Below are 19,121 nucleotides of genomic sequence, written 5' to 3' on the forward strand. Positions count from 1 at the left end.
GAAATGCGGCGAGCCGAGCTCGCTCTGACAGACATTATAAACAGCTGGCGACTCACCGGACCCTTAGAAGAGGACGAGAAAGAAAGACCTCGCCGCCTCCCTGCATCCGTCCCTACGGAAGCGATCTACCCGCTCCCCATCTCGCAATGCCCTTCACCGCGAACGCACCCCATGGGCCCGACGGCAGACACGACGGAGATGTCGGAAGACAGCTCCGCTCTATCGCGGCCGCCTCTCATGGAATAGCCTAATCCCGCGAATCGAGTCGCCTCGCCCTCCTCCGGCCGCGACTCGAAAACAAGAGTTGTCCGCGGACAACCACACAAAATTCGCGTCGGAAGAGTCGCTTCGTCTCCTCCACAAGCCTTGCGGTTAATCGTTTGTACAAGCACTGCGAATCGCGGCATACTCAGCTGCGCAGTTCTTGCGTACTTTGTGAAAATTGCGCAGTTGGAGAGACAAATGGCACAGCCGATTCTGAAAGCTGAAGATACACAGGAGCATCTGCCGTCAACCTTGGCGGCGGACGCACAGGAGCTGGCGCATCAGTTGCAGATGCACCAGGCGAAAATCTTTGCGCCGACATCCCAGAAAACGATCCGGCCTTTCCAGCCGGCCGAGGCTGCGTCCTTCATCGGCATCGGCGAAGGCTATCTTCGCCAGATCGCGGCCGAGGGTTATGGACCGGAGCCGCTGTCGAATGGCCGCCGGGTTTATATGCCGGAAGACATGGACCGTATCCGCCAGGTTCTCGACGAGAAGAACGGCACGGCAAAATACGTGCCCGCCAGACGGCCCTCGGAAAAGCTGCAGGTCATCGCGGTGATGAACTTCAAGGGCGGCAGCGGCAAGACCACGACCTCGGCCCACCTTGCCCAATATCTGGCGCTGCGCGGTTACCGCACGCTCGCCGTCGATCTCGACCCGCAGGCATCCTTGTCTGCGCTGTTCGGCCATCAGCCGGAGCTCGATGTCGGCGAAGGCGAAACCATTTACGGCGCGATCCGCTACGAGGATCCGCGGCCGATCTCCGAAATCGTCCGGTCCACCTATACGCCGAACCTGCATATCCTGCCCGGCAATCTCGAGCTGATGGAATTCGAGCATGAGACGCCGAAAGCCATGGCGACGGGTTCGGCTGCGACGATGTTCTTTGCCCGCATCGGCGAAGTCCTGTCGGAAGTCGAAGACCTTTACGATGTCGTGGTGATCGATTGCCCGCCGCAACTCGGCTTCCTCACCATGTCGGCGCTCTGCGCTGCCACCTCGACCTTGATCACCGTCCATCCGCAGATGCTCGATGTGATGTCCATGTCGCAGTTCCTGTCGATGACCAGCGAGCTGATGTCGGTTGTCGAGCGGGCAGGGGGCCGCACCAGCTATGACTGGATGCGTTACCTCGTCACCCGTTTCGAACCGAATGACGGCCCGCAGAGCCAGATGACCGGTTTCATGCGCGCCATCTTCGGCAATCGCATGCTGCACAATGCCATGCTGAAATCGACCGCCATTTCCGATGCCGGTGTGACGAAGCAGACGCTGTACGAAGTCGAGCGCAGCCAGTTCACGCGTGGCACCTATGACCGTGCAATGGAATCGTTGTCCTCGGTCAACAGCGAAATTGAGGAGCTTATCCGCTCCGTATGGGGAAGGCGGTAATCCATGGCCAGAAAGAACCTTATCGGCATTTCCGGCGGCCTGCCGAGCGACGCACCGGTTTCCCAACCGGCAAGCGTCGCGCGGCCGTTGGCGGGGATGACACCTGCGCCACGCACCGGTCTGCCGGTTGGCGGCATTTCAAAAACCCTTGGCAGCATTACCCAGAAGATGGAACGCGCCCAGGATCTCGAACGTCAGCTGTCGGAAGGCCTGTCGATCGTCGAGCTTGATCCGTCTCTGATCGACGCATCCTTCGTTTCCGACCGTCTGGCGATCGAAGGCGAGGCGCTGGCGCAGCTGGTCGAGCAGGTGAGGGAACACGGACAGCAAGTGCCGATCCTCGTTCGCCCGCATCCCGGCAATTCCGGTCGTTATCAGGTCGCTTATGGCCATCGCCGTCTGGCGGCCGTGCGTTCGCTCGGCATCAAGGTCAAGGCAGTTGTCCGCGAACTCACCGATGACCAGCTGGTCGTCAGCCAGGGTCAGGAAAACAACGCCCGCACCAATCTTTCGCATATCGAACGTGCCCTGTTTGCCGCGCGTCTGGAGGATCGTTCCTTCTCCCGCGATACGATCATGGCAGCGCTTGCAGTCGACAAGGCAGCGCTTTCAAAGATGATCAGCCTCGTGCGTTCGGTGCCGATGGAATTGATCGAGGCGATCGGTCCGGCCCCTGAAATCGGTCGCCGGCGCTGGATGGAACTGGCTGAAAAGCTGCATGGCCGCGATCTCGGCGCCATCCTGAAGACGCTGCGTGAGCGCCCGCATTCCTCGACCAGCGACCAGCGTTTTCAGATCGCCTTTTCGATGCTGTCGGAAAAGCCGGAAGCCAAGCAGGAAAGCAATGTTTCGGCCCTCCGCTCCAGAGAGCTTCCGGTAACCTACAAGAAGTCCGGTAACCGCTCGACATTCGTGTTTGATGCGAAAACTGCGCCGGGTTTCGATGATTTCGTCAACAGCCGCCTTGCGGGGCTGTTCCATGAGTTCAACCAGACCAAGGGAGAGTGACCCGCAAAAGAAAAAGGCCCCCAAACGACCAAGTCGCGGAAGCCTTCCTCTGATTTCTAGCAAGATCGAGAATCGCACTTCCCCGAATCATAGTCAAGAGTCTTTGGCACCGTTTTGGTGAGCGGATTTCTTTTGCCTGCACAAAGGTGAAGGCAAATGACCTATCAACATGTAACGACGCCCTTTGGGCGGCGGCCGATATCGCTTGGCATGTTGGCAAGCCAGCAGCTTGCCGGTGAGATCAGGCCTGGAGAGAAACGACCGAAGTGGAAACTGTTTCGCGCCATCTGCGAAGCCCGTTCCCTGCTCGGCGTCAGCGACCGTGCATTGACCGTTCTCGATGCGCTTCTGACCTTTTATCCGGAAGATGAATTGTCCGCGGAAAACGGCCTCGTCGTCTTTCCGTCCAATGCGCAATTGTCGATCCGGGCCCGTGGTATGGCTCCGGCAACGCTGCGTCGTCATCTGGCCATGCTGGTCGAAACCGGTTTGATCCTGCGCAAGGACAGCCCTAACGGCAAGCGATACGCCAGGCGTGGTCGCAGTGGAAAGATCGACGACGCCTATGGTTTCAGCCTGGCGCCGCTGCTTTCCCGTGCCCATGAGATCGAGGATCTTGCAGCACAGATCGCCACCGATCGCGAGATTTTGCGCGCGACCAGAGAACGGCTCACCATTTGCCGTCGTGATATCGGCAAGCTCATCAATCTGGCAGCCTCGCAAGGCGTCGATCAGGCCCTCGACCATGATTGGGAAGCTCTGCATCAGTCGTTCCGCAGCCTTGTCGACAGCATTCCACGGCTTGCACCGGTCGACGAATTGGCGACAATCCTCGCAAAACTGGAAGAATTGCGCGACCATATCGTCAACTGCCTGAAATCGCTTGCAGAAATCGAAAAAACGAGCGCCATTGAATCTCACAGTGAGCGGCACAAACAGGATTCAAATACCAAAATCCCTATTGAATTTGAAACCGCATCCAGCTGCACGGAATTGCCGTCTGAACTTTCTGCCATTCCGGTACTGGCAACATCACAGATGGACGACAATCCACAGTCATCATCGGAAAAATCGAATCAGACCTCGCTTCCTCCCATGCGAACGAAGATGCACGGGCTTCCTCTCAGCCTCGTGCTCCAGGCATGCCCACAGATTGCCGATTACGGGCCTCAGGGAGCGGTCTCAAGCTGGCGGGATCTGAGCGTGGCTGCAACGGTCGTGCGCACCATGCTCAACGTCACGCCCTCCGCCTATCACCGCGCCCTGACGGTCATGGGGCCGGAAAATACCGCGACATTGATCGCCTGCATTCTGGAGCGCGCGGAGCATATCAAGTCTGCCGGCGGCTATATCCGTGACCTGACGAACAGAGCAGAGGTCGGCAAATTCGCGATCGAACCCATGTTGATGGCGCTTTTACGAGCTCGCTCGTCTCCAGGCGGCGAAAAACCGGCGGAGAAGCGTCTGAGCTCATGATCCATGTGACGAAACTTATCGACTTGTTATCTTTCGCCTCAGTCGTGTGGATTCAAGCTTTCAAAGGGTTAGCGGAGCGGTATATGGCGTAAAACACCGTACTTTTATCGCGCCATCCCTGAAAGAGCGTCCATCAAAGCCAATGCACCGCGAAAGCTGGTCGGGTAAACCTCGTAGCGCGAAAAGCTGAGAATGTGCTTCTCCGCATAGGCCCGCAAAAAGTCCTGGTAGCCCGGAGCGATGCGGTCGAGGTCGTTGAAGATCGATTGAGGCGAGCCGCCGTTTTCCGGCAGGTAGGTGGTGACGATCATGTCGGCATCGATCTCGCCCACCAGTTCGGCGCCGATACGCATCCGGCTTTGCCCAGAAGGCACGGTGCCGCTTAAGGGAATGCGGTGAAAGCCTAGATCGTCGAGGACGGTGGTCAGCACGCCGTAGTCCTTGAGAATGGTCAGCGAACCGTCGCGGCCATCGGCCAGGATTGCGGCATAGGTCTTCTCCGTCGATGTGCCGAGGCGGGCGCGTGTTTCCGCAAGCCTCTGGTCATAGGCAGCCTTCAACGTGTCGAAGCGTTGCTCCTTGCCAATCCAGCCGGCAAACTCGCGGTACAATGCGAAGGGTGGCTTACCGCTTTCAGGATTGAACATCAGCGTCGGTGCGATCGAGGAAAGCTGGTCGGTCAGGGCGGCGAAGTCACCTAGATTGGCAACGATCAGATCGGGTTTCAGCGCCCGGATACGTTCCAGATCCGGCTTGCCGTGCAGAGAGGCCAGTTCGACCTGATCAAAGGTCAGTCCGAACAACTCGCGGGCTCCGCGCATGAAAGGTTTTCCATCCGGGCTGGGGCGGCCGATGCTGGCGATCAGCGGGGCCCCGAGCTCTCGCGCCATCACGGTCAGCGTCCAGTCATGCAGGGAAAGGATACGCTGCGGATGATCGGGAACCTCGACCGTGCGGCCTTCATGATCCGTGACGCTGCGGGCAAATGTCGGGACGACGAGAACGAGCAGAATGGCCCATGCCAGAATGAGGATGCGCATGAAAACTCCTATCGGCGTGAGGATGTGAAACGGGCGGCAATCAGGAAGGTCGCGACACCTGCGACGGAAACGAGAATGCCCGCCGGAACGACAAGCGGCAGAAACAGCGTCCGGCCTGCCGTATCGGCAACGAGAAGCAGAAGCGCGCCACAGGCCATGCTGACCGGCAGCGCCTCTTGCGGCCGCTCGCCGACCAGTTTTCGCGCGACATGGGCGGCGATCAGGCCGAGAAAGGAAATCGGTCCGACGACGGCGACGATCGGTGCGACGAGCGCGGCGGAAAGAAGTGTCAGCAGCAGCGCCAGTTTTTGTGGAGCGGCGCCGATTGCCGCTGCCTGTTCCCGGCCGAGCAGAAGCGGCGTTGCGCTGCGGGCCACAAGCAGTGTCAGTACGATGAGCGGCAATGCCCAGATCGCGACCATGCGGGCATTTTCCGCGGAAACGGCCGTCAAGGATCCATGCGACCACGCGAGCCAGCGAGCGAATTGCGCCATGCCGCCCTGAACCATGACGATCTCGATCAACGCGCCGAGCACGATGCTGACCGCAAGCCCGACCAGGATGAGGCCGGTCGTGGAAGCCAGCCGGTAGGCGAGAGAGAGAACGAGGATTGCGGTGGCAAGTCCGCCGACAAGCCCGGCCGGCGCGAGCCATTGCGGAGGAATGCCGAGCACCGCAGCGCCGAGCACAACGGCGGCCATCGTTCCCTGTGAGATGCCGAGGAGACCGGGATCCGCAAGCCCGTTGCGGGAAACGATCTGAAGAAGATGGCCGGATGCCGCAATCATCGCGCCGCCGAGAATGGCCACGGCAACACGCGGCCAGCGCAGGAGAAGGACGGCGTCGGTCTCCCTGGTCGCATCGATAAAGGGGGCGAGCCAGCGCAGCAGTTCCCCCGCCGGAAGCGGCGTCGATCCGAGATCGAGAGCGGCGAATGCGAGGATGATCAGAAGTGAGAGCAGAACAAGGAGGATGGCGGCAGGACGTAGCGCGATCGGGATATGAACATGCCGGCCTGAGCGGATCAGAAGTGCGCGCCTCATGCCTGCCGTCTCCGCAAGGTGGAGAGAATGAGTGCGAGAAACGCGACGCCGCCGCACAAGGCCATGACCGTGCCGACATTCAGCAGCTTTGGCGCCAGCAATGTCCGGGCAAGGATATCGGCGCCGATCACGATCGCAGCACCGAGCAGGGCGCAGAAGAGGGTCGGGATGCGACCCGTCTCACCGATCATCATGCGCGTCATATGCGGCGCGACAAGGCCGACAAAACCGATCGGCCCGACGATGCAGACGGCCGAGATCGCCATGGGTATGGCAATCGCAAGGCTTGCCCATTGCACCAGACGTGGATCGGTGCCGAGGCTTGCCGCCTGCTCGGCGCCGAGAGACAGGAGGTCGAGCGAACGCGAAAGAAGGAGGGCGAGGGCGAGACCGGCGGCACCGACCGGCCAGAGCCAGATCAGCGGCTGGTAGTCGAAATTGCCGATGTCGCCGATCAGCCAGCTCATCTGGTCGTCGAAACGTTCGGGGTCGAGCGAAATGACGAATGTCGTGGCGGCGGAAAACAGCGTCGCCGTCATCGCGCCGCCGAGCACGAGCGACAGCGGATCCCGGTTCCCCCGATTGACGAGACCGGCCGCCAGGAACGCCACCATGGTCGCGGTGATACCGCCGAACAGCGCCGGCCAGAATAGCTCTGCGCCATTGAGACCGAATAGGTAGATGCCGAGCGTGACGAAGGTGATCGCGCCGCTGTTGATGCCGAGTGTCGATGGCGAGACAAGACCGTTGCGCAGCACTTTCTGCAGAAGCAACCCGGATACCGACAGAACCATGCCCGCATAACCGGCAACGACGAGCCGGGTCAGCCGCTGCCTGACGATCACCACATGCTGGTAGTTTTTCGGGTCGTAATCGAACAGCGCCTGGGTGACGACATGAATCGGTGAAAAACGGGCGCCGGAGACAAGATGCATTCCCGCCAGAAACAGGAGAAAGACAAGCAGCAGTGCCAGCCGGCTGCACGGCTTCATCGCAGCGCCCCTTCCGGCAGATGCACGATGGCTCGGCCGAAGGGCATGGCAACGGTCCGGATTCCGTAGACGGCCTCCATCATCTCGACGGTCAGCACGTCTGCCGGGGAGCCTTCCGCGGCAATGCGACCTTCCGACATCAGGATGATCCGGTCGGCATGAAGGCTCGCATGGGTCAGATCATGCAAAACCGCGACCACCGCCCGGCCGGCAAGGGCTTGTGTCCTCGCCACCTCCAGCAGCGCATATTGGTGTTTCAGGTCCAGATGGTTTGTCGGCTCGTCGAGAAGAAGAATATCGGCGTCCTGCGCCAGCGTCATCGCCATGCGGCAACGCTGCAACTGCCCGCCTGAAAGCTCACCGACACGGCGGTCGGCCAGCGCCTCCACGTCCATCCGGCGCATTGCCCCGTCGATATGCCGGCGATCCTCCGGCGTATCGCGGCGCAGCCAGCCCTCATGCGAAAAGCGACCGAGGCCCACGAGATCGCGGACGAGCATTGCCTCCGGCGCCTCGTTGGATTGCGCAAGCAAGGTCAGCCGCCTCGCCAGCTTGCGTCTGGGTATAGAGGCGACGGGCAGGTCATCCAGCAGAACCTCTCCCGCCGACGGCCGGATGAGCCCCGCCATCAGCTTGAGGATCGTGCTCTTGCCACAGCCATTGGGCCCGACGATCGCCAGGAGCTCGCCGGCACGGACATTGAAGGAGACGGCGTCCAGCACCGGGTGAGCGCCGTACCCGAAGCTCACCTGGCGCAGACCGAGCGCCGTTTCCTGTTCCTGTATCCGGGCCGTTGTCACGCCGTCAGAAGCTCGCTTTCAGTGCGGCCATCACGTTGATCGGCGCACCGGCATAGTTGTCGGTCCGGCTTGCGGTCGTCTCGATGTAACGCTGGTCGGTGAGGTTGCGGCCGATCAGCGAGAAGTCGAGATTTTCGTTGATCTTGTAGGAAACCGATGCGTCGAGACGATAATAGCCGTCGACGAAGAAGCTGTTCTCCAGATCGCCGTAACGTTTGCCGATGGCGGTGATGCCGGTGCCGAGCTTCAGACCTTCGAGCTTGCCCTCCTGGAATTCGTAGGTCGTCCAGAGGCTGCCGCTCCAGTGCGGCGTGCCGATCAGGCGGTTGCCGATGATCGAGACATCGCCATCCTTGGTGACCTCGGCATCAAGATAACCGAGCGAGCCGATCACCTTCCAGCCGGAGGTGATCTCGCCGGTCATGTCCACTTCGAAACCGCGGGAACGCTGCTGGCCGGTGAGGCGGGAATAATCCTCGCCCGCAACCGAAACGGCGACATTGTTCTTGGTGATCTGGAAGACCGAGAAGGTGGCCGACAGGCGGTCGGGAATGAGGTCCGCCTTGACGCCCGCCTCGATCTGCCAGCCCTTTTCCGGATCAAGCGGAGTATTACCCTCGCCAAGCCCGCTCTGCGGCATGAAGCTGGTGGCATAGCTCGTATAGAAGGAAAGCGTATCGACCGGCTGGTAGACGATGCCGGCCCTCCAGGTCAGCGCGCCATCATCCATCGAAGGGGTGGGATCGCCGCTGCGTGTCTCCGTGTCCTGGTCGAAATGGTCATAACGCAGGCCGGCCAGCAGCTTCCACTGGTCGCTGAGGTCGATCTGGTCCTGCAGGTAGACCGAAGTGGAGATCATGTCCTGCGTATAATCGAGCAGACCGCTCGTCTCCGTCATCGGTGCGCCATAGACGGGATCGTAGATATCGATCGGTGCGATATTTCCGCGTTCGCGCCAGAAATCGAGGCTGGAGCGGACATGTTCGACGCCGGCCAGAACGGTATGGCCGATCTCGCCCGTATCGAAGGTCATTACCGTCTCGAACTGCAGATCGAGATTGGTCAGGTCCTGGGTACGGAGGTTATAGCGGCGATTGAGTGTGCGTCCGTCGTCCTCGAGACCGCGGAAATCGATGCCGCGGTCATGCGCCAGCGACTGGTTGTAGCGGACGGAGCCGCGGAACTTCAGCCAGTCCTGCGCCTGATGTTCGGCCGTCAGCGCAACCTGCGTCTTGTGGCTGTTGACCATCGACCAGTCCTCGCCGAGGAAACGGTCATAGGGAATATGGATCTTGCCATCATCGCTGACCACGAGGCCGCGGTCATAGGGCTGGTCCTGATGCGTGTGATTGACGCTGAGATTGACCTTGGTATCGGTGTCCGGCTGCCATTGCAGCACGCCGCCGATATATTGACGCTCGCTGTCCGGCCGCTCATTGACGAAGCTTCCTTCGTGCTGGGCCGCGCCGATGATGCGCCCCGTCAGTGTGCCGTCGGCATCGAGCGGGCCGCTGATCGTCGCTTCGGCGCGGCGGAAGCCGTAGCTACCGACCTGCGTTTTTGCTTCGGCCGTCAGTTCTTCGGTCGGCTGGCGGGTGACGATGTTGATCAGGCCACCCGGCTGGCCGCGACCGTAGAGAACCGAGGCCGGTCCCTTCAGAACTTCGACCCTTTCGATGCCGGCCATGTCGGGCTCGGTGCTGTATTCCGGATTGTTGGCCGCGCCATCCAGCATCACGCCATCGACCGCGTGACTGTTAGAGGTGAAGCCGCGGGACATGTAGGACGAGGCGCGGTTGGCGGATGTCGCGCTTTCGCGGACGTTCGAGACGTTTTCCAGAGCCTCGGTCAGGCTCGTCGCCTGCTGGTCTTCGAGAACGCTGCGCTTCACCACCTGGATCGATTGCGGCACGTCGCGCAGCGGCGTGTCGGTCTTGGTGCCGACCGAACTTTCCGTCGCGTCATAGCTGCCCGGCGCATCGCCGCCACTGAGGACGATCGGCTGAAGTGCGGTTTCGTCATTGCTGCCTGCCGCGGCTGCGCCAGCGCTCGGTGCGACGATGGTGATAGTGTCATTGGCGCCGAATGTGTAGCCAAGGCCCGTTCCGGACAGAAGCTGCTGCAGAGCCTGCCGATCCGGCAACTGGCCCTGAATGGCGCTGCTGCGGGCAGTCGCGGGCAGGGTGCCGTCATAAACGATATTGGCGCCGGTCACGGCGGAATAACGGACGAGGGCGGAAGCGACGGATTGGCTTGGAATGCTGAAGGAATGGGAGGTATTCGCATCCTGCGCTCTGCCCGCCGTTGTGGCCGCAAGCCAGCCCAGCATTACCAGCGCCGTGCCCTTCGCCAGCACCTTGCCATGAAATTCCATCTTACGCGTCATTCTCTTATGCCCCCGAAAATACTCGTTTTCCCGGCTCCTCCCAAAGCCGGCTCTGTCCTTCACGATTGGCGGGCGTAAAAACCTGAGTGCCCCGGTAAAATTATTTCCGGGCCGTCACAATGGTCAGAAGCGATGTGTAATTCTGCAACGAAACGGGCAATCCCTGTTCGAGTGTCGCGTCGATGCCATCGATATCGTTGACGTCGAGAATGGCGGTCACCTTCCTTGCGGCAAGCGTGCGATCGGCGATGACGAGCCGGCCCTTGCGCCAGCGGTTCACTTCCGCAATGACCTCGCCGAGCGGCCTTGCCAAAAAGATCAGCTGCCGGTCGCGCCACCGGACGCGATTTTCCGCATCTCCCTTGGCGACGCTGCCCAGCATACCGTCCTGCCAGTCGATCGCGTCGCCCTGCTGGAGATCGATGCTCCTGCCGCCGGCCTCGACTCTGACATGGTGTTCGGTCACCGCAACGCTCGTCCGTTCCGGCGCGATGGAGACGGAATAGGCGGTGCCGAGTGCGGTTGCGGCAAGGCTGCCGGCCTCGACCCTGAAGGGACGCGCGCTGTCGGCGGCAACGGAAAAATAGGCTTCGCCACTGCGCAAGATGATCCGGCGCAAGGAAGAGGAAAAGTCGACCGAGATGGCGCTTGCCGCGCCGAGCTCGACCCGCGAACCATCGGCGAGCACCGTGTTCAGGATCTCGCCCGTGCCCGTCGAAAAATCCGGGCGCGTGGCGATTGTCCAGGCCGTTCCGCCGGCACCGGCGAGAAGAACGATGCCGCTGGTCAGCTTCAGGAAACCACGGCGGGACGGGGCCTTGTCCGCATCCGACGGCTCGAATGCGGCATGGCTCCAGAGCTGTTCGATCCGGGCATAGGCTTCGGCGTTGCGTTCGTCGGCGAGGAGCCAGGTGCGGAACCGCTCATATTCGGGCTGCGGCGTGTTTTCGTCGAGGAGAAGCGCGAACCAGGCCGCGGCCTCGCGCGTCCGGCCGGATGTTTCCGTGTCATGATCCCTGTTCGAAGGCTCGTTCATGGCGTTTCCTGATTGCCGTTCATGACCATGAACGAACGGGCCTGCCCAAAACCGGGGTCGGAAGAGGCCAAAACGGAAATAATTTAGAGATCGGCCTGCCGGAATGTCTGTAGCCGTTCAAGCGCAACGACCATATGGCTGAAGACGGTTTTCGGCGATATGCCGAGCCTTTCGCCGATCTCGACATAGGTCATGCCTTCGACACGGGCCATGAGAAAGACTTCCCGCGCCCTTGGCGGCAGGTCGGCGATCGCGTTCGACAGGTTCTGCAGGTTTTGCGCCGCAATCGCGCTGTGTTCCGGCGTCGGCGCCGTATCCGCCATGAAGTCGAGCATCTCGACGCCATCGACGAAGGGGGCGATCCGTTCGCGCCGCTTGAAATCGATCGCCAGATTGCGGCCGGTGCGCACGACATAACCATGGAGCATGGCGGCGGGGGGAAGGTTCGCCCGGCGTTCCCAAAGGCGCAGGAACGTATCCTGGACCAGATCTTCCGCCGTCGCCGACGAGCGCACCAGCTTTGCGATCGAAAGGTGAAGGCGCTTCCGCAGATTGAGGAATACCGAAAGCAGATCTGGTGAGTAGGCCGTCTCCATGGGATGGCATTATCAGCGGTGCCAAACTCTGGCAATTCCACATCACTGAAATATTACTAAAATAGTCATGTTTTATGGCTGCCAGCTTGCCTTTGTCGCCGATCAACCTCTGGCGAAAACCCGCACCATATCGAAAGAGACCGGCCGGCGCCGGTCGAGCGCCAGTGCATCCTGTATCTCCAGGATATGCTCGCGCATCAGGCCGACCGCCGTTTCGACATTGCCGTTTTCGCAATGCTCGATCAGGTCGTCATGATGGTCATGCCAGCCCGCAAGGCCGAGCTGGTTGTCGAACAGGTTGACGATCAGGCTGGTGCGGGCAACGAGCAGCCTCACTTGATCTGCGAGAACGCGGTTGCCGGAAAGCTCGGCCATCAATGTGTGAAATCCGCCGGAGAGATGGATCGCCTCGCGGATATAGCCTTGATCCCGAAGCTTGTGCTCCTGCTCGATATTTTCTCGCAGTTTTGCGATGGCCTTCGGATCCGCCGCTTGCGCAACCGCTTCCGTCGTGCCGGCCTCGATTGCGACACGCGCCGCAAAGACCTGGCGTGCCTCGTCCGCATCCGGTGCCGCAATATAGGCGCCGCGATTGGGAATGAAGACGACTAGTTTTTCCCAGCTCAGTCTCTGCAGGGCCGTCGCGACCATGCGCCGGCCGATGCCGAAGGCTTCGACGAGCGCGATCTCGGTCAGCTTGGTTCCGGGCAGCAGACGCTGATCGACGATGGCATCGAACAGATGCTGATAGGCGGCCTCCGCATCATCCGTCCTTGGACGGTTGCGTTCGTTCATCACGCCCACCAAACGCGTCTTCTGGCTCATCCTTGGGCCTCCCGTGATCAAATCATGCACTGAGGATTGTGCACAATCTTGCGCGCATCTCTGTTTTCGTTCCATTTCGCAGAATGGCATGCCTCTTGCAAAACATTCCTCGCGGCTTCACCACGACAAGGGGACTGACATGTTCGAATTCAAGACTTCCAGACGGACCATCCTGCAGGCGGCTGTGGCCGCTCCCTTCGTTCTCCAGGCAGGGCGCAGCCTTGCGGCGGAGCCGGTCAAATTCTCCTTCTCGGTGCCGTTCGACGGTTCGATCTCCATGTACCTGCTCGCGGCGCAGAATGGCTGGTACAAGGAAGCCGGCCTCGACTGCCAGTTCGATACGAGCGGCGGCTCGGGCGAGGCTGCCTCGCGCACTGGCTCGGGCGTCTATGACGGCGGCACGGTCGACATCAACAACCTCGCGGAGTTCAATTCCAAGAACCCGACGGCCGAGATCCGCGCCGCCTACATGCTCTATTTCAAGAGCCCGCTTGCCGTGGTGACGCTGGCCAAGTCCGGGATCACGAAACCTTCCGACCTCGAAGGCCGCACGATGGGTGCCGCCGCGGCTGACGGTGCCTATCGCCTGTTTTCCACCTATGCCAAGACGACGGGCATCGATGCGGCGAAGATCAAGTGGAACATGGTCGGCCTGCAGCTGCGCGAAGCCGTGCTTGCGGGCGGAAGCGCCGACGCCATTCTCGGCTTCGATTCCACCGTCTATTTCGGTCTTCAGAAGGCGGGCATTGCGCCGGCCGATATCAAGATCCTCTATTATTCGGATGCCGGCCTCGATCTTTACGGCAACGCGATCGTGCTTTCGAAAAAATTCCGCACCGAGCGTCCCGATGTCGCAAAGTCCTTCATCGCCGTCAGCGCCCGCGGGTATCAGGCGGCGATTGCCGATCCGAAGGCAGCCATTGCCGCGCTGAAAGCCCATTCACCGCTGATCAATGCCGATCTCGAAGAACAGAAGCTGCGCTGGCTGATCAAGAACCAGTTCACCACCGACGAGACGAAGAAGAACGGCATGGGCGGAGTCGATACGGCGCGCCTTTCGAAGTCGATGGAAGCGGTCGCCGCCGGTTTCGGCCTGCCGGCCGTTCCGAAGGCGGAAGATCTGTTCGACCCGTCCTTCCTGCCTTCGGCTGACCTGAGGAAGCTGCCGGCATGACATTCGACCTGGTCATTCGCGGCGGGACGATTGTCACGGCATCCGACGTGACGAAGGCCGACCTTGGTATCAGGGATGGCCGTATTGCCGCGATTGCCGAACATATAGCCGATGGCGAGCGGGTGATCGATGCGACCGGGCGGCTGGTGCTGCCCGGCGGTATCGATGCCCATTGCCATCTCGATCAGCCGCAGGCGCCGGGCCTTGCGTCCAAGGGCGCGAAAATGGCCGACGGGTTCCGCTCCGGCAGCATCAGTGCCGCATTCGGCGGAACGACGACGATCGTTCCCTTCTGCGTCCAGCATCGCGGCACGTCGCTGACCGCGGCCGTGGACGATTATCACCGTCGCGCCGAAGGCCAGTCGGTCACCGATTATGCGTTTCACCTGATTGTCAGTGATCCGACACCCGCCGTGCTTGGCCAGGAGCTGCCGGCCCTGATCCGCCGTGGGCATACGAGCCTCAAGGTCTATATGACCTATGATGCCATGCAGCTGAGCGACCGGCAGATCCTCGATGTCTTCGAGACGGCGCGCGAGGAAAAGGCCGTCATGCTCATCCATGCCGAAAACCATGAGATGATCGGCTGGCTGGCGGACCGGCTGGAAAAACAGGGGCGGACAAAACCCGTCGCGCATGCCACGTCGCGCCCGCTTGCCGTCGAGCGCGAGGCGACGCACCGCGCCGTCACCCTTGCTGAAATCGCCGGCGTTCCGCTGGTGATCGTCCATGTTTCGGGTGGCGATCCGCTGGAGGAAATCCGGCGTGCGCGGGCAAGGGGGCATGTCGTGATTGCGGAAACCTGCCCGCAATATCTGCTTCTGACCGAGGCCGACCTGGAAATGCCGGACATGCTCGGCGCAAAAGCCATGTGCAGCCCGCCGCCGCGCGACACGGCGGCACAGGCCGCCCTCTGGCAGGGGATCGAGGATGGCACGATCGACATCTTCAATTCGGATCACGCGCCTTATTGTTTCGATCAGGACGGCAAGCTGAAAGCCGGGCCGGCGGCATCCTTCCGCGCCATTGCCAATGGCATACCCGGCCTGGAGACACGCCTGCCGATCCTGTTCAGCGAAGGCGTGGTCAAGGGGCGTATCGACCTGCCGCGCTTCGTCGCCCTGACGGCGACAAACAATGCAAAACTCTACGGTCTTCACCCGCAAAAGGGGACGATTGCCGTCGGTGCCGATGCCGATCTCGCGATCTGGGACCCGGAAAAGCGGGTGACGATCACCAACGACATCCTTCACCACAATGTCGATTACACGCCTTTCGAAGGGCTGGAGATCCAGGGCTGGCCGGAAACGATGGTGAGCCGCGGCGAGGTGATCGTCGAAAATAGGGAACTGAAGGCGGCACCTGGCCGCGGCCGGTTTCTCACCCAGAAGACATCGTCGGCATGGAAGACGAGGGAGATCAACGCATGGATCTGAAGATTGCCGGAAAACGCGCGCTGGTCCTCGGCGGCAATCGCGGCATGGGTCTTGCGATCGCCAAGGCGCTTGCCGCGGAGGGCGTGGCCGTACTGCTCGCCGCCCGGGACAGAGAGGCTTTGGCATCCGCAGCCGCGGAAATCGGCGCAGCCGGCACCTTCCCGGTCGACCTGTCGGATACGGCAAGCCTTGACCGTTTCGCGGCCGAAGTCGGAGATATCGATATTCTCATCAACAATACCGGCGGACCGCCCTATGGCGCCGCGATCGGTCGCGATGTCGCAGACTGGGAGGAAAGCTTCCGGTCGATGTCCATGTCGGTGATCCGGCTGACGGATCTCTTTCTGCCGGCCATGCGCCGCCGTGGCTGGGGGCGGATCGTCACCGTGGTCAGCACCGGTGCGGTGCAGCCAATTCCGGTGCTCGGCATATCCAATACGATCCGCGCCGGTCTCATCGCCTGGTCGAAATCGCTGGCGCCGGAAGTCGCGAAGGAAGGCGTCACGGTGAATGTGCTGATGCCGGGCCGGGTTGCGACGGAACGGGTGACCATGACCGACGAGGCGACGGCGGAGCGCGAAAATATTCCGGTCGAGGTGGTGCGCCAGCGCTCCTTTGCCCAGATCCCGGCCGGACGCTATGCGGAACCGGAGGAGATCGCCTCGGTCGTCACCTTCCTCTGCAGCGGCCCGGCATCCTATGTTACCGGCAGTGTCTATCGTGTCGATGGAGGTTACGTGCGCCATGTCTGAGCCCGTGCCTGATATTGGCCTGAACACGTCTTTCGAGGAGATCAAACCATGTCGCTGACCAGACCCGCCCTGAAACTGACCCATAAGGGAACCTCCGTGCTTCTTGCTGCTGCCGTCGAGGCCGCGGAGGCCATGGGCGTGCCGCAATGCATCGCCGTCGTTGATGAAGGCTGCAATCTGATGGGGTTCATCCGCATGGATGGATCGCGCGTGCTTTCCATCGAAAGCGCGACCCGCAAGGCGATGACCGCGGCAACGACAGGCCAGCAGACCGGCAATATCGCGCCGGACAAGGCGCTGCTTCTGGCGGAGGCGACATCCGGCAGGATGACCAATCTTCTCGGCGGCGTGCCGCTGATCGTCAATGGCCACATCATTGGTGGCATCGGTGTCGGTTCGGGCACGGGCGAGCAGGATCTCGCGATCGCCAATGCTGCCGTCAGCGTGTTTCAGAAACATATTGAAGAGGGGCAGACTGCATGACGGCAACAACCGCTCCGGCGGAGCATGGCGGTGCAAGGATTGCACAGCTCGAAGACGTGAAAGTTCGCTTCGGCAAGGGCGACAATGCCTTTCTGGCGCTGGACCGCACCAATCTGACCGTCCGCCCCGGCGATTTCGTCGCCATGGTCGGCCCGTCCGGCTGCGGCAAGTCGACCATCCTCAAGCTGGTCGCGGGCCTTCTGCGCCCGACCGAGGGCGTTGTTTTCGTGGCCGGGCGTGAGGTCGGTGCCGAACAGGTGGGCATCGGCATGGCGTTCCAGAACCCGACCATGCTGCCCTGGCTGACGATCCGCCAGAACATCATGCTGCCGCTCAAGATCGTCAAACCCTATTCGGACACGTTTGGCCGCGACAAGAATACGGTCTTCCGGGATCGCGCCGATGCGCTGCTTGCCAAGGTCGGCCTGACCGGTTTCGGTGATCGTCGCCCCTGGGAGCTTTCCGGCGGCATGCTGCAGCGGGCCAATCTCTGCCGCGCGCTCATCCATTCGCCAAAGCTGCTGATGCTCGACGAACCTTTTGGCGCGCTCGACCAGTTCACCCGCGAGGAGCTCTGGGCGGTCCTGCAGGATCTGTGGATGGAAACAAAACCGACCGTTTTCCTCGTCACCCACGATCTGCGCGAGGCGGCCTTCCTGGCCAGCCGCATCCTGGTGATGAGCGCCAGGCCCGGCCGCGTGACCGAAGACCGGGCCGTCGACTTCGCCCGGCCGCGGACGCTGGAAACGACGTTCGAAAGCGAATTCACGGACCTCACCAATGATTTGCGGAGGCTGATCTTTGCCGCCCGCCAGGGAGTGGAGAAAGCCTGATGCTGTCGCCTCAAATCAGGGAAAACCTGAAATCCGCCTCCTTCATCGTCCTGATGTTCGTCGCATGGGAAGTCGCCTGCATCGTCTTCCACATTAGCCCGATCGTGCTGCCACGCCCGAGCGCGATCTTTTCGACGCTCTTCACGCAGATGCCGGCGCTCTGGCCGCATATCCTGCAGACACTGGCGACGACCATGGTCGGCTTTGCGCTCGGCATGGTGATCGGGGTTGCGCTCGGCGTTTTCGTCGGCGTTTCGCGAACGGCCTACAAGACTGCCTATCCGCTTCTCGTCGGTTTTTCCTCCATTCCGAAGGTTGCCGTCGTGCCGATCTTCGTCCTGTGGTTCGGTTCGGGCACGGTGCCGGCCGTGCTGACTGCGCTCACCACCTGCATCTTCCCGATCGTCGTCAATGTCGCAACCGGGCTTGCCACGACCGAGCCGGAAATGGAGGACGTGCTGAAGGCGCTTGGCGCCTCGCGCATGCAGGTGCTCTGGAACGTCAGCCTTCCCCGCACGATGCCGTATTTCTTCGCCTCGCTGAAAGTGGCCGTGACACTCGCCTTCGTCGGCACGGTTCTTTCTGAAACGGTCGCATCGAATTTCGGGATCGGCACCGTCATGATGATGGCAACCTCAAGCTTCGACGTGCCGCTCGCCTTCGCCGGCCTGTTCGCGCTCGCCTTTCTGGGGATCGCGCTCTACAGCGTGTTTGCGATCATTGAGCAGCGGGTTTGCGGCTGGGCCAACCGCAAGCAGGAATTCGCGATGGGGTAGGCCTTGTGGCCTGTCATGGGCGGTCAGGTCTCACGCTCACGAGGGGCAGGTGGATCGTCCGTCAGCCTTGCTCCGCCAATGCGCAGCGATGCCGCAAGCAGCGCGCGTGTATGGGGGTGTTTCGGGTTGACCAGAACCTCGTTCACCGGACCGATTTCGACGATGCTGCCATTGTGCATAACCGCAACCCGGTCGCAGATCGAGCTGACGACGGTGATGTCGTGGCTGATGAAGAGATAGGTCAGCCCGAATTCCTGCCTGAGATCGCGCAATAGTTTGAGAACGGCCGCCTGCACCAGGACATCCAGACCTGATGTCGGCTCGTCGAAGATGACGAATTTCGGCGCCAGCAGAAGCACGCGTGCGAGACCCACCCGCCGCTGCTGACCGCCGCTCACTTCATGCGGATAGCGGTCGAGAAGTGCGGATGGCAGTTCCAGATCGGCCATGAGCTTCAGGATCTTTTCCTCGCGAAGCTGCGGGGAGAGATCGGTATGGGTGACGAGCGGTTCGTGCAGCGAGCGCTTGAGCGTCCATCTCGGATCAAGCGAGGCGCTCGGGTCCTGATAGATATATTGCAGTTTTGCGCGTACCGGTTTCGCCAGCTTCAGATCACGGGAAGCGACGATTTCTCCCGAAAGACTGACCCAGCCAGAACTGGGTTGCTGAATGCCCGCGATCATCTTGGCGAGGGTCGACTTGCCGCTGCCGGTTTCCCCGACGATGCCAAGAATTTCCGCTTCGGCCACGGAGAAGGAAACATCGTCCACGGCACGTAGAATCTTGTTGCCACGGCCGAAAAAACC

Annotated in this window: 18 protein-coding genes; 9 read left to right on the forward strand and 9 right to left on the reverse strand. The window is 61.3% G+C overall.

Annotated features, from left to right (window positions below; translation table 11 throughout):
• Nucleotides 1-462: 462 nt before the first annotated feature.
• From repA to repC, 3 genes are all read left to right on the forward strand, one after another.
• Nucleotides 463-1,659: a plasmid partitioning protein RepA gene (gene repA, locus FHW37_RS04290; protein WP_145632941.1), complete on the forward strand. Its 1,197-nt coding sequence runs from the start codon at nt 463-465 to the stop codon at nt 1,657-1,659.
• Nucleotides 1,660-1,662: 3 nt separating this feature from the next.
• Nucleotides 1,663-2,667, forward strand: a complete 1,005-nt coding sequence (gene repB / locus FHW37_RS04295; protein WP_145632944.1) for a plasmid partitioning protein RepB — start codon at nt 1,663-1,665, stop codon at nt 2,665-2,667.
• Nucleotides 2,668-2,823: 156 nt separating this feature from the next.
• Nucleotides 2,824-4,143, forward strand: a complete 1,320-nt coding sequence (gene repC, locus FHW37_RS04300; RefSeq protein ID WP_145632947.1) for a plasmid replication protein RepC — start codon at nt 2,824-2,826, stop codon at nt 4,141-4,143.
• Nucleotides 4,144-4,247: 104 nt separating this feature from the next.
• Here the strand turns inward: repC and FHW37_RS04305 are convergent, their stop codons facing one another.
• The 8 genes from FHW37_RS04305 to FHW37_RS04340 form a co-directional block, all read right to left on the reverse strand.
• Nucleotides 4,248-5,183: an ABC transporter substrate-binding protein gene (locus FHW37_RS04305; RefSeq protein WP_145632949.1), complete on the reverse strand. Its 936-nt coding sequence runs from the start codon at nt 5,181-5,183 to the stop codon at nt 4,248-4,250.
• 8 nt (nt 5,184-5,191) lie between these two features.
• Entirely contained in the window at nt 5,192-6,226 is a 1,035-nt protein-coding gene (locus tag FHW37_RS04310) for a FecCD family ABC transporter permease (RefSeq protein WP_145632952.1), read from the reverse strand.
• On the reverse strand, nt 6,223-7,218 hold the full coding sequence (locus FHW37_RS04315) for a FecCD family ABC transporter permease (protein ID WP_145632955.1): 996 nt from the start codon (nt 7,216-7,218) through the stop codon (nt 6,223-6,225). The genes FHW37_RS04310 and FHW37_RS04315 overlap by 4 nt, the downstream gene beginning before the upstream one ends.
• The gene (locus FHW37_RS04320; protein ID WP_145632958.1) at nt 7,215-8,018 is read right to left on the reverse strand and encodes an ABC transporter ATP-binding protein; all 804 of its coding nucleotides are present in this window, start codon (nt 8,016-8,018) and stop codon (nt 7,215-7,217) included. Before FHW37_RS04320 ends, FHW37_RS04315 begins: the two co-directional genes overlap by 4 nt.
• Nucleotides 8,019-8,022: 4 nt before the next feature.
• Nucleotides 8,023-10,404: a TonB-dependent siderophore receptor gene (locus FHW37_RS04325; RefSeq protein ID WP_145632961.1), complete on the reverse strand. Its 2,382-nt coding sequence runs from the start codon at nt 10,402-10,404 to the stop codon at nt 8,023-8,025.
• A gap of 100 nt (nt 10,405-10,504) precedes the next feature.
• Nucleotides 10,505-11,440, reverse strand: a complete 936-nt coding sequence (locus tag FHW37_RS04330) for a FecR family protein (RefSeq protein WP_145632963.1) — start codon at nt 11,438-11,440, stop codon at nt 10,505-10,507.
• 83 nt (nt 11,441-11,523) lie between these two features.
• A complete protein-coding gene (locus tag FHW37_RS04335; protein ID WP_145632966.1) occupies nt 11,524-12,036 on the reverse strand; it encodes an RNA polymerase sigma factor in 513 nt (170 codons plus the stop codon).
• A 102-nt stretch (nt 12,037-12,138) separates the two neighbouring features.
• Nucleotides 12,139-12,861 (reverse strand): GntR family transcriptional regulator, encoded by a 723-nt coding sequence (locus tag FHW37_RS04340; RefSeq protein WP_186458131.1) that lies wholly within the window; start codon nt 12,859-12,861, stop codon nt 12,139-12,141.
• 139 nt (nt 12,862-13,000) lie between these two features.
• Here FHW37_RS04340 and FHW37_RS04345 point away from each other — a divergent pair, with 139 nt between their 5' ends.
• From FHW37_RS04345 to FHW37_RS04370, 6 genes are read left to right on the forward strand one after another with little or no spacing between them, the layout of a single operon-like run.
• Nucleotides 13,001-14,035, forward strand: coding sequence for an ABC transporter substrate-binding protein (locus FHW37_RS04345; RefSeq protein ID WP_186458132.1), 1,035 nt, complete (start codon nt 13,001-13,003; stop codon nt 14,033-14,035).
• A complete protein-coding gene (gene hydA / locus FHW37_RS04350; RefSeq protein ID WP_145632975.1) occupies nt 14,032-15,471 on the forward strand; it encodes a dihydropyrimidinase in 1,440 nt (479 codons plus the stop codon). The genes FHW37_RS04345 and hydA overlap by 4 nt, the downstream gene beginning before the upstream one ends.
• On the forward strand, nt 15,462-16,223 hold the full coding sequence (locus tag FHW37_RS04355) for an SDR family oxidoreductase (RefSeq protein ID WP_145632978.1): 762 nt from the start codon (nt 15,462-15,464) through the stop codon (nt 16,221-16,223). Before hydA ends, FHW37_RS04355 begins: the two co-directional genes overlap by 10 nt.
• Nucleotides 16,224-16,271: 48 nt before the next feature.
• On the forward strand, nt 16,272-16,706 hold the full coding sequence (locus tag FHW37_RS04360) for a GlcG/HbpS family heme-binding protein (protein ID WP_145632981.1): 435 nt from the start codon (nt 16,272-16,274) through the stop codon (nt 16,704-16,706).
• Nucleotides 16,703-17,539 carry an ABC transporter ATP-binding protein gene (locus FHW37_RS04365; protein ID WP_145632984.1) on the forward strand — a complete coding sequence of 279 codons (837 nt, stop codon included), beginning with the start codon at nt 16,703-16,705 and terminating at the stop codon, nt 17,537-17,539. The genes FHW37_RS04360 and FHW37_RS04365 overlap by 4 nt, the downstream gene beginning before the upstream one ends.
• The gene (locus FHW37_RS04370; RefSeq protein ID WP_145632987.1) at nt 17,539-18,315 is read left to right on the forward strand and encodes an ABC transporter permease; all 777 of its coding nucleotides are present in this window, start codon (nt 17,539-17,541) and stop codon (nt 18,313-18,315) included. The genes FHW37_RS04365 and FHW37_RS04370 overlap by 1 nt, the downstream gene beginning before the upstream one ends.
• Nucleotides 18,316-18,338: 23 nt before the next feature.
• Here FHW37_RS04370 and FHW37_RS04375 read toward each other — a convergent pair whose 3' ends face one another.
• Complete coding sequence (locus tag FHW37_RS04375; RefSeq protein WP_186458133.1) at nt 18,339-19,085, reverse strand: ABC transporter ATP-binding protein; 747 nt, start codon at nt 19,083-19,085, stop codon at nt 18,339-18,341.
• Nucleotides 19,086-19,121: the final 36 nt, after the last annotated feature.

Origin of the sequence: Neorhizobium alkalisoli, assembly GCF_007829835.1 — a bacterium.
In the GTDB taxonomy this organism is placed as follows: Bacteria; Pseudomonadota; Alphaproteobacteria; order Rhizobiales; family Rhizobiaceae; genus Neorhizobium.

Excerpts from the sequence above, each read along its gene's own strand:
- repA (WP_145632941.1), top strand. The coding sequence starts at position 463 with ATGGCACAGCCGATTCTGAAAGCTGAAGATACACAGGAGCATCTGCCG.
- FHW37_RS04335 (WP_145632966.1), bottom strand. The coding sequence starts at position 12,036 with ATGGAGACGGCCTACTCACCAGATCTGCTTTCGGTATTCCTCAATCTG.
- repB (WP_145632944.1), top strand. The coding sequence starts at position 1,663 with ATGGCCAGAAAGAACCTTATCGGCATTTCCGGCGGCCTGCCGAGCGAC.
- hydA (WP_145632975.1), top strand. The coding sequence starts at position 14,032 with ATGACATTCGACCTGGTCATTCGCGGCGGGACGATTGTCACGGCATCC.
- FHW37_RS04370 (WP_145632987.1), top strand. The coding sequence starts at position 17,539 with ATGCTGTCGCCTCAAATCAGGGAAAACCTGAAATCCGCCTCCTTCATC.
- FHW37_RS04360 (WP_145632981.1), top strand. The coding sequence starts at position 16,272 with ATGTCGCTGACCAGACCCGCCCTGAAACTGACCCATAAGGGAACCTCC.
- FHW37_RS04315 (WP_145632955.1), bottom strand. The coding sequence starts at position 7,218 with ATGAAGCCGTGCAGCCGGCTGGCACTGCTGCTTGTCTTTCTCCTGTTT.
- FHW37_RS04305 (WP_145632949.1), bottom strand. The coding sequence starts at position 5,183 with ATGCGCATCCTCATTCTGGCATGGGCCATTCTGCTCGTTCTCGTCGTC.
- FHW37_RS04325 (WP_145632961.1), bottom strand. The coding sequence starts at position 10,404 with ATGACGCGTAAGATGGAATTTCATGGCAAGGTGCTGGCGAAGGGCACG.
- FHW37_RS04340 (WP_186458131.1), bottom strand. The coding sequence starts at position 12,861 with ATGAGCCAGAAGACGCGTTTGGTGGGCGTGATGAACGAACGCAACCGT.
- FHW37_RS04365 (WP_145632984.1), top strand. The coding sequence starts at position 16,703 with ATGACGGCAACAACCGCTCCGGCGGAGCATGGCGGTGCAAGGATTGCA.
- repC (WP_145632947.1), top strand. The coding sequence starts at position 2,824 with ATGACCTATCAACATGTAACGACGCCCTTTGGGCGGCGGCCGATATCG.
- FHW37_RS04330 (WP_145632963.1), bottom strand. The coding sequence starts at position 11,440 with ATGAACGAGCCTTCGAACAGGGATCATGACACGGAAACATCCGGCCGG.
- FHW37_RS04310 (WP_145632952.1), bottom strand. The coding sequence starts at position 6,226 with ATGAGGCGCGCACTTCTGATCCGCTCAGGCCGGCATGTTCATATCCCG.
- FHW37_RS04355 (WP_145632978.1), top strand. The coding sequence starts at position 15,462 with ATGGATCTGAAGATTGCCGGAAAACGCGCGCTGGTCCTCGGCGGCAAT.
- FHW37_RS04345 (WP_186458132.1), top strand. The coding sequence starts at position 13,001 with ATGTTCGAATTCAAGACTTCCAGACGGACCATCCTGCAGGCGGCTGTG.